Raw genomic sequence first — 15535 nt, 5'->3', positions numbered from 1 at the left:
GCCTTGTGCGAGCCGACCCTGAAAGAACCGGGCGCCTACCGCCCGGACCGACACCCGGTGGTGAGCCAGATGGTTCTCGGGAGCGACCTCAGGCGGGGGAACGTACGACGGGGCCGCGGCCCTCGGGGAAGGGGCAGGGCCACGACGCTGGCCGCCGCACTGGCCCTCTTCCTCGCACCTGCCCTCGCTGCGTGCGGCGACGACAACGGCGGGGGCGGCGACACGGCACCGCCCACCCCCTCGGCGGAGAGGACGACGGGCGAGCCGGACGGGGCGAGCCCGAGCGGACCCGCGGACGCCGAGGCGGCCGAGAAGGAGATCCGGCAGAACTGGGCGACGTTCTTCGACCCGACCAGTTCCAAGGAGGACCGGCAGGCCGTCCTGGAGAACGGCGACCGGATGGGCCCGGTCCTCGACGCCTTCAGCGGCGACGAACGCGGACAACGGGTCGAGGCGAAGGTCACCGAGGTCGAGTTCACCTCGCCGACCGACGCGGACGTGACGTACTCGCTCCTGATGAAGGGCGCCACGGTCCTGCCGGACTCGGCGGGCACGGCCGTCGAACAGGACGGCACCTGGAAGGTCTCCGTCAAGACACTGTGCGGGCTGGTGGGGCTGAGCGGTGCGTCGGCGGTCCCGGGCTGCTGAGACCGTCGCCGCGGCCCTGCTCCTGCTGCTGACCGCGGCCTGCGGCAGCCGCCTCCCGGAGAGCGACTTCGAGGACCGGTCCACGACGCCGCGGGCCACCGGGCGGGAGGGCGCCCCCCTCCGCGTCGGCATCATCACCAGCGCCACCAGCCCCGTCGGCGGCGACGCCTTCACCGGGCCGCGCGACGGGGCGAGGGCCTGGTTCACCGCCCTGAACGCGCGCGGCGGCATCGACGGCCGCGAGGTCGAGGTGCGCGAGTGCGACGACGGCGGCAGCGGCGTCGGCAACAACGAGTGCGTCCACAAGCTCGTCGAGGAGGACCGGGTGGTCGCCCTGGTCGCCACCACCGCCCTCGACTACGCGGGCGCCGCGCGCGTCGCCCACGCGCGCGTGCCCGATGTCGGCGGCCAGCCCATCGGCCCGGCCTACGACACCTACCCGCACCTCTACAGCGTCTACGGCAGCCTCGCGCCCCGGAACGGCACCACCGGCTGGGACGGCAAGCAGTACGGCGGCACCGAGGTCTACCGCTACTTCAAGCGCGAACACGGCGCCCGCACCGCCGCCGTGGTGTCGTACAACCAGGCCGCGTCCGCCGCGTACGCCCGGCTGGTCGTCGACGGACTGAAGGCCGAGGGGTACGAGGTCGTCACGGAACAGCTCGACTTCGCGCTGCCCAACTTCCGCGCGGCCGCCGCCGACATCGAGGCGCGGGGCGCCGACCTGGTCTTCGACGCCATCGACGGTCACGGCAACGCCCGGCTCTGCGCGGCGATGGACGACGTGGGCGTGGAGGTGACGGCCAAGGTCACCAACGTGCAGAACTGGACCTCCACGGTCGCCGAGGACTACGCGGACGCCCCGCGCTGCCGCAACGCCCTGTGGGCGACCGGCTCCAGCCGCAACCACGAGGACACCGGGCACACGGCCGTACGGCGGTTCAGGGACGCCACCGAGGGGCTGAGGACGCACTCGCAGTGGCAGTTGGAGGGCTGGGCGGCCGCCATGTGGTTCACGGACGCGGCGCGCTCGTGCGCCGGCACCGGGGAGGGGGTCACGCGCGCGTGCGTCGACCGGTTCATGAACCGCGACGAGCCCTACACCGCCGACGGACTGCTCCTCCCCGTCCGCTTCGAGCGGCTCACGGAGCCGCCGAGCACCCGCAGGACCTGTCTGTCGGTCGCCCGCTGGCAGGACGCCCGGGGCTGGGTGAGCCAGGGCGACATGGACCAGAACTGCTTCCGGGTACCGCAGTTGCCCTACCGGCCCTGATGCGTCCCGAACCGGAAGGGTTCCCTCAACCGGCTACCGATCGCGCAACCGTTCCATGACGACTTGATGAGGAAGCCCAACCGTCCCCAGCGAACCCGGGTCTAACCGTACGGCGGTGGACCAGCACCGCCAAACGATGTCCGAACAGGAAGAAAAGGGCTCCGGGGGACGCATGCACATCTCTTTCCTGATACACAACGCGTACGGGATCGGGGGAACGATCCGCACGACGTACAACCTGGCGAACACCCTGGCCGAGCAGCACGACGTCGAGATCGTCTCCGTCTTCCGCCACCGCGACGAGCCGGTCTTCCGGCACGACCCGAAGGTCCGGCTCCGCGCCCTCGTCGACATCCGCGGTGACGGCGCCGACCGGGATCACGCCGATCTGCGGCGCCCCGCCAAGGTGTTCCCGCGCGCCGAGGGACGCTACGAGCAGTACAGCGCCCTGACCGACCGGCGGATCGCCGAACACCTCTCCTCGGTCGACGCCGATGTCGTCGTCGGCACCCGGCCGGGCCTCAACGTCCACCTGGCCCGGCAGACCCGACGCGGCCCGGTCCGCGTCGGCCAGGAGCACCTCACCCTGGACAGCCACTCCCCGGCCCTGCGCGCCACCCTGCGCGGCGCCTACCCCCGGCTCGACGGGTTCACCACGACCACCGAGGCCGACGCGCGCGCGTACGGCACCAGGATGCGACTGCCCGGCGTACGGCTGGAGGCCGTGCCCAACCCGGTGCCCGCGCCCGGCGTCGACCCGGCCGACGGCAGCGGCAAGTGGGTCGTCGCCGCCGGGCGGCTCGCCCCCGTCAAGCGCTACGACCTGCTGGTGCGGGCCTTCGCCAGGGTGCGCGAGGAGCGGCCCGACTGGCGGCTGCGGATCTACGGCAGCGGCCGGCAGAAGGACGGACTGCGCGCCCTGATCGACCAGTTGGGCCTCTACAACCACGTCTATCTGATGGGCCCCGCCCATCCCATCGAGCCCGAGTGGGCCAAGGGCTCCATCGCCGCCGTCACCTCCAGCCTGGAGTCCTTCGGCATGACGATCGTCGAGGCCATGCGCTGCGGCCTGCCCGTGGTCTCCACCGACTGCCCGCACGGACCCGGCGAGATCATCGAGGACGGCGTCGACGGCCGCCTGGTGAAGGTCGGCGACATCGAGGCCATCGCCGCCGGCCTCCTCGAACTCATCAACGACGACACCAAGCGGCAGCGGATGGCGCACGCGGCGCTCAAGGACTCCGAGCGCTTCGACCCGGCCCGGATCGCCGAACGCCACGAGGCGCTCTTCACCGGTCTGACGACGGCCCGGAGCGGGACCTCACGGGCGGGCCGGGTACGCGGCTCACTGCACCGCACGCGCGGCGCGCTGCTCGGTCACGCGTACGCCGTTCGGGACGCCGGACGGTCGGCCCTGAGGAAGGGGCGCGCCGCATGACCACCCCGGCCCGCCCCGCCCAGAGGGATGAGCCCTCCACGGACCCCCGCGCCGACTGCGTCGCCGACCTCGCCGGCGGCCTGACCTTCGACATCACCCACGCGGGCACGGCCGGCCCCGCCCATCTGCTCCTGCGCCTCCGGGGCGGCCGGGAGGAGGTGCGCCTGCCCCTCACCCCGGCCGGCGGCGATCGCCTCAGGGCGGCGCTGCCCGGCAGCGTGGACCTGCCCGAGGGCCGCTGGGACGCGTACACGCAGACGGCCGGCGCCGACCCGCGCCGACTCGCCCCCGGCCTCAACGACCTGCGCTCCCTGGTCGACCGGACTCCCCCCGCGACCGCCGAACGGATCGTCGTCCGCCTCCCGTACGCCACCAAGCACGGCAACCTCTCCGTCCGCAGCTGGGAGCGCTCCCCCCACGCCGAGGCGGGCCCGCTCCACATCGGCGACGGCGAACTCACCGTCGAGGCCAGGCTCTACGGCACCGAACCCGCCCCGGACGCGTACGCCGAGGTCGCCGACCGGCAGGGGACGTCACCGCCCGTCCGCGCCGAAGTCGCCCCGGCCCCCGGCGGTTTCCGGTTCACCGTGGCGTACGGCGCCCTGCGGCCCGGCCTCTGGGACCTGTGGCTGCGCCCCGCGGGCGAGGCCGGGCCGCGGGTGCGGATCGCGCGGCTGCTCGACGACATCGTCGACAAGAAGCCCGTCTACGTGTACCCCACGGTCCGCGTCGAGACGGAGCACGGCCCCGTGGAGGCCACCCCGTACTACACGGTCGACAACGATCTGTCGGTCACGGTCACCGCCGTGGGCTGAGCGACGCCGGGGAAGCGGCGGTCGAGGACAGTAGCTGTCCTCGACCCCTGGCAGACTCGCGCCCATGTTGGAGACATCGGCACGTCTGCTGCGGCTGCTCTCGCTCTTGCAGGCCCACCGCGAATGGTCCGGCTCCGAGCTGGCCGACCGCCTCGGGGTCACCCCGCGCACGGTCCGCCGGGACGTGGACCGGTTGCGCGAACTCGGCTACCCGGTCAATGCCAGCCCCGGCACGGGCGGCGGCTACCAGCTCGGCGCCGGCGCCCAGTTGCCGCCGCTGCTGCTCGACGACGACGAGGCGGTCGCCGTCGCCGTCGGGCTGCGGACGGCCGCCGGCCAGGGCGTCGAGGGCATCGGCGAGTCCTCCGTGCGCGCCCTCGCCAAGCTGGAACAGGTGCTGCCGAACCGGCTGCGCCGCCGGGTCGGCGCCCTCAACGCCTTCACCGTGCCGCTGCTGCGCGGCCCCCAGCCCTCCGCCGTCGACCCGGCGGTGCTCACCGAGCTCGCGAACGCCTGCCGGGACGCCGAGCGCCTGCGCTTCGAGTACCGCGACCACGCCGGCGCCACCACCCGCCGTACGGTCGAGCCGCACCGTCTGGTGTGCACCGAGCGCCGCTGGTACCTCGTCGCCTGGGACGTCGAACGCGCCGACTGGCGCACCTTCCGCGTCGACCGCGTCACGCCCAGGCCGCCGCACGGGCCGCGCTTCACTCCCCGCGAGGCCCCGGCCGCCGACCTCGCCGCGTACGTCTCCGAGGGGATCTCCACGCGCGCGTACGCCGCCCACGCCGTCGTCCGGCTGCTCGTCCCCGCCGAGGAGGCCGCCGCTCGGCTCTCGCCCGCCGCGGGCACGCTGGAGCCCTTCGACGACGACAGCTGTCTGCTGCGCACCGGGGCGGCGAACCTCGACGTGATGGCCATCCACGTGATGATGACCGGCATCGCGTTCGAAGTCGTCGAACCGCAGGCGCTGACCGAGACGATCAGGACCCTCCGTGACCGTCTGACGGCCGCTCTTGACCGAAGCGCGGATGCGGCGTCCGCTCCTGGCCCTCGCGGGTCTGGGGCGGCGTGATCGCGGCGAACCTCGGATGGTGCAGGTCGAACGCCGGGGACTCGGAGCGGACCCGGGGCAGCGTCACGAAGTTGTGCCGCGGCGGCGGGCACGAGGTCGCCCACTCCAGGGACCGCCCGAACCCCCACGGGTCGTCTACCTGGACCGGCACGCCGTACCGGGAGGTCCTCCAGACGTTGTAGAGGAACGGCAGCGTCGACAGGCCCAGCAGGAACGCGCCGATCGTCGAGACCGTGTTGAGGGCGGTGAAGCCGTCGGCGGCCAGATAGTCCGCGTACCGCCGCGGCATGCCCTCCGCGCCCAGCCAGTGCTGCACCAGGAACGTGGTGTGGAACCCGACGAAGAGCGTCCAGAACTGGATTTTGCCCAGCCGCTCGTCCAGCATCTTGCCGGTGAACTTCGGCCACCAGAAGAACAGCCCCGCGAACGTCGCGAAGACGACCGTGCCGAACACCACGTAGTGGAAGTGCGCCACCACGAAGTAGGAGTCCGTGACGTGGAAGTCCAGCGGCGGCGAGGCCAGGATCACCCCCGTCAGACCGCCGAACAGGAACGACACCAGGAACCCGGTGGCCCACAGCATCGGCGTCTCGAACGACAGTGAGCCCTTCAGCATCGTCCCCGTCCAGTTGAAGAACTTCACCCCAGTCGGCACGGCGATCAGGAAGCTCATGAACGAGAAGAACGGCAGCAGCACCGCCCCGGTGGCGAACATGTGGTGCGCCCACACCACCACCGACAGCCCCGTGATCGCCATCGTCGCGCCGACCAGGGTGAGATAGCCGAAGATCGGCTTCCGGCTGAAGACCGGGATGATCTCCGTGATGATCCCGAAGAACGGCAGCGCGATGATGTAGACCTCGGGATGCCCGAAGAACCAGAACAGGTGCTGCCACAGCAGCGCGCCGCCGTTGGCCGAGTCGAAGACCTGCGCGCCGAACCGCCGGTCGGCCTCCAGACACAGCAGCGCCGCCGCCAGCACCGGGAACGCCATCAGGATCAGGATCGACGTGAACAGCGTGTTCCAGGTGAAGATCGGCATCCGGAACATCGTCATGCCGGGGGCGCGCATCCCGATGATCGTGGTCAGGAAGTTCACCGCGCCGAGGATCGTGCCGAACCCGGACAGCGCCAGGCCCATGATCCACATGTCGGGCCCGACGCCCGGTGACCGCTCCAGGCTGTTCAGCGGCGCGTAGGCGAACCAGCCGAAGGCGGCGGGCCCCGACGGCACCAGCAGTGACGCCATGACGATCAGCCCGCCGAAGAGGAACAGCCAGTACGACAGCATGTTCAGCCGGGGGAAGGCGACATCGGGCGCGCCGATCTGCAGCGGCATGATCTCGTTGGCGAAGCCCGCGAAGGTCGGGGTCGCGAAGAGCAGCAGCATGATCGTGCCGTGCAGCGTGAACAACTGGTTGAACTGGTTGTTGTCCACGATCTGCAGGCCCGGCCGGGCCAGTTCGGCCCGCATCACCAGGGCCATCAGACCGGCCGCCAGGAAGAACAGGAACGACGTGACCAGGTAGAGGTGGCCGATCTTCTTGTGGTCCGTGGTGGTCAGCCAGTCGACCACCAGCCGGCCAGGCCGCCCGCCCCTCCGTACGGGTCGTGCCGACGCCGGTACGGTCTCGGTCCCCATCGCTCGCCCCTTCGCTGCCGCGTCCCGGGCCCGTGATGCACGCCATGATGCTCCCGCCCCGGCCGCGCCGACAGGGGGCGTACGGGGGAAGTGTGCGGGAACCGTGTATTTCCCATGAGGTCCCCGCTTCCCGGAGCCGTCCGGGAATCGGTGGGAAAAGGCCGGACATGCTCCGGACGCACGGCCCCGGACGTGCTTTCCGTCGGGCTATTCGAGATGGTGCCGAAGCACTTCTCCATTGCGTCCGCCAGCGCGGACAAGGCAGACGGAACCGCTCGTACGTGTGACGAGGTTGGGCCGAAACGCGTGTCGTGGTTCTGTGACAGAAGCGTGACTGCGGGAGGACAGCACGCCCTTCGGCCGCCTAACGTGACGGGCATGGCACCGATTCCGCACTCTCCCGAAGAGCCCCGGGACAACCCCGACGCCTACGTCGGACTGGAGGCGCCGAGCGCCGAGCGACGCGCCCTGGAGCACGGCTGGTCCACCGTCAGAAAGCTGCCGCCGGGCGCGATCATCACCATGGAGTACCGCTTCGGCCGGCTCAATCTGGAGGTCGAGGACGGCCGGGTGAAGCGCGCCTGGAAGGGCTGACCGCGGGCGCCGCCGGGGACAGGACGGGCGAAGGCCCGGCTCGTCACGAGCCGGGCCTTCGCGGTGCGGGGCGTCCGGTGTGCGTACCTGCCCCGCTGTCTCGTGTCAGCCGCCGGCGACCGGCCGGGCCGTGGAGGTCCCCCGTGTCATGCGGTCGGCGTGGGGCGGCCGACGGTGGCCGAGCGGGGTGACCGGCGTCCGCTCCGACCTGCCCAGATGCGATGTGGAGGGCAGGTGCAGCGGCACGATCGGGGCATGGGCGGCGCGGGCCGCCATCCCGGTGTCGCGGACGCTCGCCGGCTCCTCGCCGGGTGTGCGCAGCGTGCTCGTCCCCACGGGCGCCGGGGTCGGCGCCGGGGCCGTCGTACGGCGGTCGCGCCAGGTGTCCCGCAGCGAGAAGATCCACGCCTCGGCGCGGGCGATCAGCGGCTCGAACCAGGGCAGCGCCAGCAGGATCAGCAGACCCGCGGCCCAGCCGAGCAGCACGTCGCTGAGCCAGTGCGTACCGAGGTAGACGGTGGTGAGGCCGACGCCGAGCGAGGTCACGGCGGACAGCGCGGACAGCCAGCGTCGGGCGCGCGGGGTCGACGCCAGATACGCCAGGATGCCCCAGGTCACCACGGCGTTCGCGGTGTGGCCCGAAGGAAATATGTCGCCGCCCAGCCACATCTCGTTGGAGCCGATCTCGGTCGCGTAGTGCGGGCCGAGGCGGCCCATGCCGAGCTTGGCGGCGCCGACCGTGATGTTCAGCAGCAGCAGGGAGACGCCGAGGGCGAGCAGCGGGCGCAGGGTGTGCTGCCGCCAGGAGCGCCAGCCCAGCCAGGCCGCGACCATCACGGCGGTGGGGCCGCGCTGGCCCAGGACGACGTAGTAGTCGAGGAAGGCGTGGATCTCCGGCCACTGCTGGTACGGCCGGAAGAACATGATCTGCCAGTCGAGCCGCACGAGCCACGAGGTGATGATCACGGCCCACACGATCGCCACGTAGAAGGCGAGGGTCGAGGAGAACAGCACCACGCGGTGCCGTGTCATCACCGGCACGTCGATGTGGGCCGGTCGTTCAGGCTCACGGTCCAGCCTGGAGAAGACCCGGTCCAGACGGGTCGGCTTTAGTTCGGTACGCACTCAATCGACGTTACAGCGAGTGAGCTCCGACGCGGCGTGAATCACCGGCTTTGTGATGACGCCGTGATGTGGCATTCCTCTCAGATTGATGTTTATTTCTGCTGAATGTTGAATGGATGGGCTGCTCAGCCTTCAATTCCATGGCCGAATGCTGGGCGGTCGTTTTGCGGCGCTTTTGAATTCGTTCACCGTGTGCTCGCGTCGATTTATCCGGCCGCTCTCCGCCGCCCGCGGGCCGGTCAGGGCGGACCGGAGCCATTCAGCCAGAACGCCCCGTAGACCGCCGACGCTGCCGCGACACCGCCGAGCAACGCCGCCGACCTGGGGGTCCGCGCCCGGGCCAGGGCGAGGGCGAGCGGGAGGAGCAGCGGGAAGGCGGGCATCAGCAGGCGCGGTTTCGAGCCGAAGTAGCTCGACGCGCACAGGGCCAGCGCGGTCACGACCCCCGTGTAGACCAGCAGGGGGAGCGGCTGCCCCTGCCGGACGCAGATCACGTACAGCCATACGACCGCCGCCACTCCGGCGATCAGCGCGGCACCCGCCAGGGCCGCCGGGAACGACGTGAACTTGTCGGCGACGAACCGGGCGAAGGCGTAGCCCCCGTCGAAGCCATTGCGCCAGCCCGCCTGGACGTCGAGGTAGCCGAGCGGCCCCTTGCCGGTGCGCCGCCCGACCCACAGCACGTAACCGGCGGCCCCCAGGGGAGCCAGAAACATCCCGAGGGCGCGCGGCCACCACCGAGAGCCCCCCGACACCTCCGCGCCCCGGTTCCGCACGAACGAGACGATCGCCGCCGCCCACACCGCCGCGACCACCGCCAGCCCCACCGGACGGGTGAGGCCCGCGAGGGCGGCCAGGGCGCCCGCCGTCACCCAGCGGCCGGTCAGGACGGCGTGGAGCGACCAGGCGGCCAGCGCGGTGAACAGCGCCTCCGTGTACGCCATCGACTGCACGATCCCCACCGGCAGCACCGCCCAGAGCAGCACCGCGCACACCCCTGCCCGACGCCCGTACACATGGTCGGCCACGGCGAAGATCCCCCAGGCCGCCCCGAGGGAGGCCAGGGTGCCGACGGCCAGACCGGCGTGTGCGTACGACAGCGGCGTCACCGCCGACACCGCCCGCTCCAGCCACGGCAGCAGCGGGAAGAAGGCCAGGTTCGAGTGGACGTCGCCGTTCGGCAGACGCACCTCGTAGCCGTAACCGAGTTCGGCCACCCTCGTGTACCAGAGCGCGTCCCAGCGGGCCGACAGCAGCGTCAGGGCGCTCTTGTCGCGCGCCGCGCTCCACAGGGCGAGCACCACGACACCCAGGGCACGCACGGCGGCGTACCCGAGGAGGGCGGGGGCGGCCCGCCGGAGGAGGGGCGGCGCCGGGCGCGTACAAAGATCGGTCACGCGCTCGATTATCGGCGCAGCCCGGAACCGCCCGGGAGGTTCACCCCGTGATGGTGGGTGGGGGAGCGCGACCGACGGCCACGGACGGGTGGGGGAGGAACCGTGGAGAAGCCGTGGACGGCCGCCGGGGGTGTCGCACACCACACACCGCCAGAGCCCTGCATGAGACACCCACCACGTCTCACCGGCCGGAACTCGCGTACCCTGACGGCTCACTCGCCTTTCGTTGCGCGGGTCCGGGACGCCGCTCCTCCCGGGCCGCAGGCCGCCGGGGAGACCCCGCCCCGCGGTCCCGCCGAACGCGAGAGCATCTGGGAGGTACGTACATGTCCGGGACGCCCACGGCCGCCGCGCGATGCCGTCGGGAGACCGGGGCCGGTGCAAACCGATGGGTCGTCCTCGTCGTCCTCTGCGTCAGCCTGCTGCTCGTCGCCGTGGACGCCACCGTCCTGCACGTGGCGGTGCCCGCCGTCACCGAGGACATCAAGCCCGGCGCCATAGAACTGCTCTGGATCGTCGACGTCTACCCGCTCGTCTGCGCCTCGCTGCTGATCCTCTTCGGCACCCTCGGCGACCGTGTCGGCCGCAGACGCGTCCTGCTCCTCGGCTACGCCCTGTTCGGCGTCGCCTCCGGCCTCGCCGCCTTCGCCGAGAACCCGCAGGTCCTGATCGCGGCCCGGGCGCTGCTCGGCGTCGGCGGCGCGATGATCATGCCGGCGACGCTGTCGATCCTGCGCCAGGTGTTCCCCGACCGGCGCGAACGCGCCCTCGCCATCGGCGTCTGGAGCGCCGTCGCCGCGGTCGGCGCGGCCGTCGGGCCGCTGCTCGGCGGCTTCCTGCTGGAGCACTTCTGGTGGGGCTCCGTCTTCCTCGTCAACATCCCCCTGATGCTCGTCAGCCTGCCCGTCGGACGTCTGCTGCTGCCGGAGTCCACCGGCGACCGCGACGGGCCGTGGGACGTCGTGGGCGCGCTGCTGGCCGCCGTCGGACTGTTCGGCGTCGTCCTCGGCGTGAAGCGGCTCGGCGGCGGCCACCCGCCGTTCGACCCGGGCACCGCGGTGGCGCTGCTCGGGGGCGGCGTCCTGCTGGCCGCGTTCGTGCGCCGGCAGCGGCGCCGGAGGCATCCGCTGGTCGACCTGCGGATGTTCGCCCGGCCCGCGTTCAGCACCTCCGTCGGCTGCATCGTCCTCGCCATGCTCGCGCTGGTGGGCCTCGAACTGATCGCCGCGCAGTATCTCCAACTGGTCCTCGGGCTGTCCCCGCTGGAGACCGGGCTGCGGCTGCTGCCGCTGACCATCGCGGCGATGGCGGCCGGGCTCTTCGGCTCCCATCTGCTGCACCGCTTCGGACCGCGCCGCATGGTGTCCCTGGGCTTCTTCCTCACCGCGTTCGCCGTCGTGCTGCTCACGGCGATGGGCCGGCACGACAACGCGGCGCTGCTGCTCACCGGGTTCGTGCTGCTGGGCTTCGGCCTGGAGACCACCCTCTTCGGGGCGTACGAGTCGATGCTCAGCGAGGCGCCCGCGTCGTCGGCGGGCGGGGCCGCGGCCATCGGCGAGACCTCCTACCAGCTGGGCGCGGGCATCGGGATCGCCCTCCTCGGCAGCGTGATGAACGCGGCGTACGCGCCCGGCCTGTCGTCGGTGCCGGGGGTGCCCTCGTCGGCGTCCGCGGCGGCGGGGCACTCGCTCGGGGAGGCGTACGAGGTCGCCGAGCGGCTGGGCGGGCCCTCCGGGCAGGCGCTGCGGCACGCGGCCCGGGACTCCTTCGTGCACGGTCTGCATGTCACGTTGCTGGTGAGCGCGGGCCTGCTGGTGCTGGGCGCGGTCATGGCGCTGCGGCTGCCGCGGGCGATGGAGTGCGGGGCGGACGTCCCGGCGCCGAGGGAGGCCGCGGCGGCACCCGTGCGGGCGGAGTCCGTGCGCTGACCCGTCGGCCCCTGCCCCCGGGCGGGAGCGGGTGGGTACTCTGCCTAGCATCGCTAGTTTTGGTGAACCGGAGGGTGCCCCATGAGGTTCGATCCCGCTGATCCGCTCGGCCTCGACGATCTGCTCGAGCCCGAGGACCTCGCCGTACGGGACACCGTGCGCGGCTGGGCCGCGGACCGGGTGCTGCCGTATGTCGCCGAGTGGTACGAGCGGGGCGAGCTGCCGGAGATCCGCGAGCTGGCCCGGGAACTGGGGGCGATCGGGGCGCTGGGCATGTCGCTCGACGGGTACGGATGCGCGGGCGCCAGTGCCGTGCAGTACGGGCTCGCCTGTCTGGAGCTGGAGGCGGCGGACTCCGGGATCCGGTCGCTGGTGTCCGTGCAGGGCTCCCTCGCCATGTACGCCATCCACCGCTTCGGCAGCGAGGAGCAGAAGGAGACCTGGCTGCCGCGGATGGCGGCCGGCGAGGTCATCGGCTGCTTCGGGCTGACCGAGCCCGACCACGGGTCCGACCCGGCCTCGATGCGCACGTACGCCAAGCGCGACGGCACCGACTGGGTCCTCAACGGGCGCAAGATGTGGATCACCAACGGGTCCGTCGCCGGGGTCGCCGTCGTGTGGGCGCAGACCGACGAGGGCATCCGGGGGTTCGCCGTACCGACGGACGCCACCGGGTTCTCGGCGCCGGAGATCAAGCACAAGTGGTCTCTGCGGGCCTCCGTCACCAGTGAACTCGTTCTCGACGACGTGCGGTTGCCGGCGGACGCCGTGCTGCCGGAGGTCAAGGGCCTGAAGGGCCCGCTCAGTTGTCTGTCGCACGCCCGGTACGGGATCGTGTGGGGCTCGATGGGGGCGGCGCGGTCCAGTTTCGAGGCCGCGCTCGACTACGCCAGGACTCGGGAGCAGTTCGGGAGGCCGATCGGCGGCTTCCAGCTCACCCAGGCCAAACTCGCCGACATGGCGGTCGAGTTGCACAAGGGGATCCTGCTCGCCCACCATCTCGGGCGGCGGATGGACGCGGGACGGCTCCGTCCCGAGCAGATCAGCTTCGGCAAGCTGAACAACGTGCGAGAGGCGATCGAGATCTGCCGTACCGCCCGCACGATCCTCGGCGCGAACGGGATCTCACTGGAGTACCCGGTGATGCGGCACGCGACCAACCTGGAGTCGGTGCTCACCTACGAGGGCACCGTCGAGATGCACCAGCTCGTGCTGGGCAAGGCGCTCACCGGACTCGACGCCTTCCGGTGACCGGGGGAACCGGAAGGCAGGGCGGTGAGCCGCCCTGCCTCAGCTCTGGTTGAAGAAGCCGTCGGCCGGACGGCCGGCGGCCTCGCCGCTGACGATCTCCGTGTCGGCGGGGGTCAGCAGGAACACGCGGTTGGAGACCCGCTCGATCGAGCCGCGCAGACCGAAGATCAGTCCGGCCGCGAAGTCGACGACACGCTTGGCGTCGGCGGGCTCCATGTTCGTGAGGTTCATGATGACCGGGACGCCGTCCCGGAAGAGCTCGCCGATGTGCCGTGCGTCGCGGAAGCTGTCCGGGGTGACCGTGCCGATCCGGCGGCCCTGCTCGTGGGCGGACTCGGACGCGACCTTCACGCGAGGGTCGGTGACCCATGCCTCGCCGGACCCGGACTCCCGCTCATCGGCGTAGTCGTCGTCGTAGTAACGCTCGTCATCGTTGTCGTCGACGAGGCCAAGCCAGGCACTCGCCTTGCGCACCGATCCCATGGACGCCTCCTCTCACAGCGGTCTTTTTCTCTTTCCGCATCCCTATCGTCGTCCATGATGCGGATGTCTCGCCAAGTGGATAGACGCCGCACGGGGGTTTCGTGACGGTACTGGTGCAGAACGAATTCGTCGAGAGTCCATGTGCCCCAAGGGCTGCGCCGTACACGTCTGCTGACTGAGAGTGAAATAATATTGTTCGCGGCGTTTGGGTGAGTGTCGGGCGTCCGGGTGAACGTTCCGGCGGCTACGATGCGGCGCAGTTCAGGCACGCGCGCGTGGCCGTTCGGGGCGCGCGACAGACACGGGGGATGTCGTGTTCGGAATCGTGAGGCCCTGCGGTCATCGGCTCGGCGAAGGGCTGAAGACCCAGTGGATGGCACATCTGTGCGGGCTCTGCCTCGCGCTGCGCGGGGACCACGGGCAGTTCGCCCGGGTCGTGACGAACTACGACGGCCTGCTGGTCTCCGTTCTGACGGAGGCTCAGGCCGAGCGGACCACCGACTGGCGGCGCACGGCGGGGCCCTGTCCGCTGCGCGGGATGCGCACCGCGTCCGTTGCGCGGGGCGAGGGCGCGCGGCTCGCCGCCGCCGTCTCGCTGGTCCTCGCCTCGGCCAAGGTGCGCGACCACGTGGCCGACGGTGACGGACTGCTGGCGCGCAAGCCGGTCGCGTCGGCCGCGCGCCGGGTCGCGACGAGCTGGGGGCGCGCCGGTGCCCGCACCGGATCCGACATCGGCTTCGACACGGCGGTGCTGGTGGACGCCGTCGACCGGCAGCTCGGCATCGAGGCCCTCGCGGGGCCGGGCACACCGCTGTTGACGGTCACCGAACCGACCGAGACGGCGACCGCGGCGGCCTTCGCGCACACCGCCGTGCTCGCCGGACGCCCGGGCAACGTCGAGCCCCTCGCCGAGGCCGGCCGGCTCTTCGGGCGGCTCGCCCACCTGCTGGACGCGGTGGAGGACCGGGCCGCCGACTCCGCCTCGGGCGCGTGGAACCCGCTGACCGCGACCGGGACCTCGCCGGCCGAGGCGCGACGGCTCGCCGAGGACGCCCTGCACGGCATCCGGCTCGCCCTGCGCGAGGTCGACTTCGTCGACGGCAAGCTGGCCCACATGCTGCTCGTGCACGAACTCGGGCGGTCTGTGGACCGGGCGTTCGGGACGGTGCCGGTGTGCGCGTCGCACCAGCACGGCGGGCCTCCGCAGCATGGCAACCCGTACGGGGGTGGCGCCGGGAACCCGTACGGCGGGGCGGGCGGGAACAACCCCTACGGCGGGCCGGGCGGAACCCCGTACGGGGGCGGCGGCGCGTACGGCGGCAGCGGTGGCGGGCCCGGCGGCTTCGGCGGAGTGCCGCAGCCGCAGCCGCCCAGGCGGCGGGGCTTCTGGGCCGGTTGCGGGATGTTCTGGTTGCTGTGCTGCACCTGCCAGTTGTGCTGTGCGAAGGAGTACGAGGGGCCGTGGTCCCGGAAGAAGCGCGAGGGCTGCTGCCGGGACTGCGACTGCTGCGATGCGTGCGACTGCTGCGACTGCTGACGCGGGCGGGGCCGGGGGTACGGCGCCGACCGCGCGCCGTCGTCGCTGGTGAGCGCCGTGAGGGGTGCGCGTGTGAAGGCGACGGTGCGGTGAGGGAGAGAACGCGAGTGGCGCCCGACCCAGGCCCTGTCGTTACATTCCCGCCGTCGCCCGAAGGGGGGTAGGTGGGAATGTGACGACAGGGCCTAGAGGCAATGCCGGTGACTTAGATGGTGTGTGGTCTGGAGATCGTGGGGACTGCCATGGCTGGTGGCGGCAGGTTGCGGTGTTCGGCTCGTTTGAGGGGCCAGTTGGACATCTTGCGTTTGATGACGCGGGGACTGGTCCGT

Annotated in this window: 13 protein-coding genes; 9 read left to right on the top strand and 4 right to left on the bottom strand. The window is 71.8% G+C overall.

Features of this window, described 5'->3' with window-relative positions; genetic code table 11:
- Positions 1 to 69: 69 nt before the first annotated feature.
- The 5 genes from ACZ4Z2_RS34295 to ACZ4Z2_RS34275 all read left to right on the top strand — a co-directional run bounded on the left by ACZ4Z2_RS34295 (position 70) and on the right by ACZ4Z2_RS34275 (position 5249).
- Positions 70 to 648 (top strand): MTB12 C-terminal domain-containing protein, encoded by a 579-nt coding sequence (locus tag ACZ4Z2_RS34295; protein WP_468081414.1) that lies wholly within the window; start codon positions 70 to 72, stop codon positions 646 to 648.
- On the top strand, positions 623 to 1921 hold the full coding sequence (locus ACZ4Z2_RS34290; protein WP_468081413.1) for an ABC transporter substrate-binding protein: 1299 nt from the start codon (positions 623 to 625) through the stop codon (positions 1919 to 1921). The genes ACZ4Z2_RS34295 and ACZ4Z2_RS34290 overlap by 26 nt, the downstream gene beginning before the upstream one ends.
- A 172-nt stretch (positions 1922 to 2093) precedes the next feature.
- On the top strand, positions 2094 to 3359 hold the full coding sequence (locus ACZ4Z2_RS34285) for a glycosyltransferase family 4 protein (RefSeq protein ID WP_468081412.1): 1266 nt from the start codon (positions 2094 to 2096) through the stop codon (positions 3357 to 3359).
- Complete coding sequence (locus tag ACZ4Z2_RS34280) at positions 3356 to 4174, top strand: hypothetical protein (protein ID WP_468081410.1); 819 nt, start codon at positions 3356 to 3358, stop codon at positions 4172 to 4174. Before ACZ4Z2_RS34285 ends, ACZ4Z2_RS34280 begins: the two co-directional genes overlap by 4 nt.
- Positions 4175 to 4238: 64 nt before the next feature.
- On the top strand, positions 4239 to 5249 hold the full coding sequence (locus ACZ4Z2_RS34275) for a helix-turn-helix transcriptional regulator (protein WP_468081409.1): 1011 nt from the start codon (positions 4239 to 4241) through the stop codon (positions 5247 to 5249).
- On the opposite strand, the gene ctaD is transcribed toward ACZ4Z2_RS34275, so the two are convergent.
- Positions 5158 to 6891, bottom strand: a complete 1734-nt coding sequence (gene ctaD / locus ACZ4Z2_RS34270; protein ID WP_468081408.1) for an aa3-type cytochrome oxidase subunit I — start codon at positions 6889 to 6891, stop codon at positions 5158 to 5160. The genes ACZ4Z2_RS34275 and ctaD overlap by 92 nt on opposite strands.
- A gap of 378 nt (positions 6892 to 7269) precedes the next feature.
- On the opposite strand from ctaD, the gene ACZ4Z2_RS34265 reads away from it, so the two are divergent.
- A complete protein-coding gene (locus ACZ4Z2_RS34265; RefSeq protein ID WP_468081406.1) occupies positions 7270 to 7485 on the top strand; it encodes an I78 family peptidase inhibitor in 216 nt (71 codons plus the stop codon).
- 105 nt (positions 7486 to 7590) lie between these two features.
- Here the strand turns inward: ACZ4Z2_RS34265 and ACZ4Z2_RS34260 are convergent, their stop codons facing one another.
- Both ACZ4Z2_RS34260 and ACZ4Z2_RS34255 read right to left on the bottom strand, forming a co-directional pair.
- Entirely contained in the window at positions 7591 to 8610 is a 1020-nt protein-coding gene (locus tag ACZ4Z2_RS34260; protein ID WP_468081405.1) for a phosphatase PAP2 family protein, read from the bottom strand.
- A 239-nt stretch (positions 8611 to 8849) separates the two neighbouring features.
- Positions 8850 to 10007 (bottom strand): hypothetical protein, encoded by a 1158-nt coding sequence (locus ACZ4Z2_RS34255; protein WP_468081403.1) that lies wholly within the window; start codon positions 10005 to 10007, stop codon positions 8850 to 8852.
- A gap of 326 nt (positions 10008 to 10333) precedes the next feature.
- On the opposite strand from ACZ4Z2_RS34255, the gene ACZ4Z2_RS34250 reads away from it, so the two are divergent.
- Together ACZ4Z2_RS34250 and ACZ4Z2_RS34245 are read left to right on the top strand one after the other, a co-directional pair.
- Complete coding sequence (locus ACZ4Z2_RS34250) at positions 10334 to 11935, top strand: MFS transporter (RefSeq protein ID WP_468081401.1); 1602 nt, start codon at positions 10334 to 10336, stop codon at positions 11933 to 11935.
- Between the two features lie 81 nt (positions 11936 to 12016).
- The gene (locus tag ACZ4Z2_RS34245) at positions 12017 to 13186 is read left to right on the top strand and encodes an acyl-CoA dehydrogenase family protein (RefSeq protein ID WP_468081400.1); all 1170 of its coding nucleotides are present in this window, start codon (positions 12017 to 12019) and stop codon (positions 13184 to 13186) included.
- Positions 13187 to 13225: 39 nt separating this feature from the next.
- Here the strand turns inward: ACZ4Z2_RS34245 and ACZ4Z2_RS34240 are convergent, their stop codons facing one another.
- Complete coding sequence (locus ACZ4Z2_RS34240; protein ID WP_055716739.1) at positions 13226 to 13669, bottom strand: cell division protein SepF; 444 nt, start codon at positions 13667 to 13669, stop codon at positions 13226 to 13228.
- A gap of 313 nt (positions 13670 to 13982) precedes the next feature.
- On the opposite strand from ACZ4Z2_RS34240, the gene ACZ4Z2_RS34235 reads away from it, so the two are divergent.
- Entirely contained in the window at positions 13983 to 15206 is a 1224-nt protein-coding gene (locus ACZ4Z2_RS34235) for a DUF5685 family protein (protein ID WP_468081399.1), read from the top strand.
- The last annotated feature ends 329 nt before the right edge of the window (positions 15207 to 15535 follow it).

This window comes from Streptomyces sp. NPDC030183, from assembly GCF_055573455.1.
The sequence above is the reverse complement of the archived record's forward strand: the minus strand, read 5'-3'. Positions and strand labels throughout refer to the sequence as shown.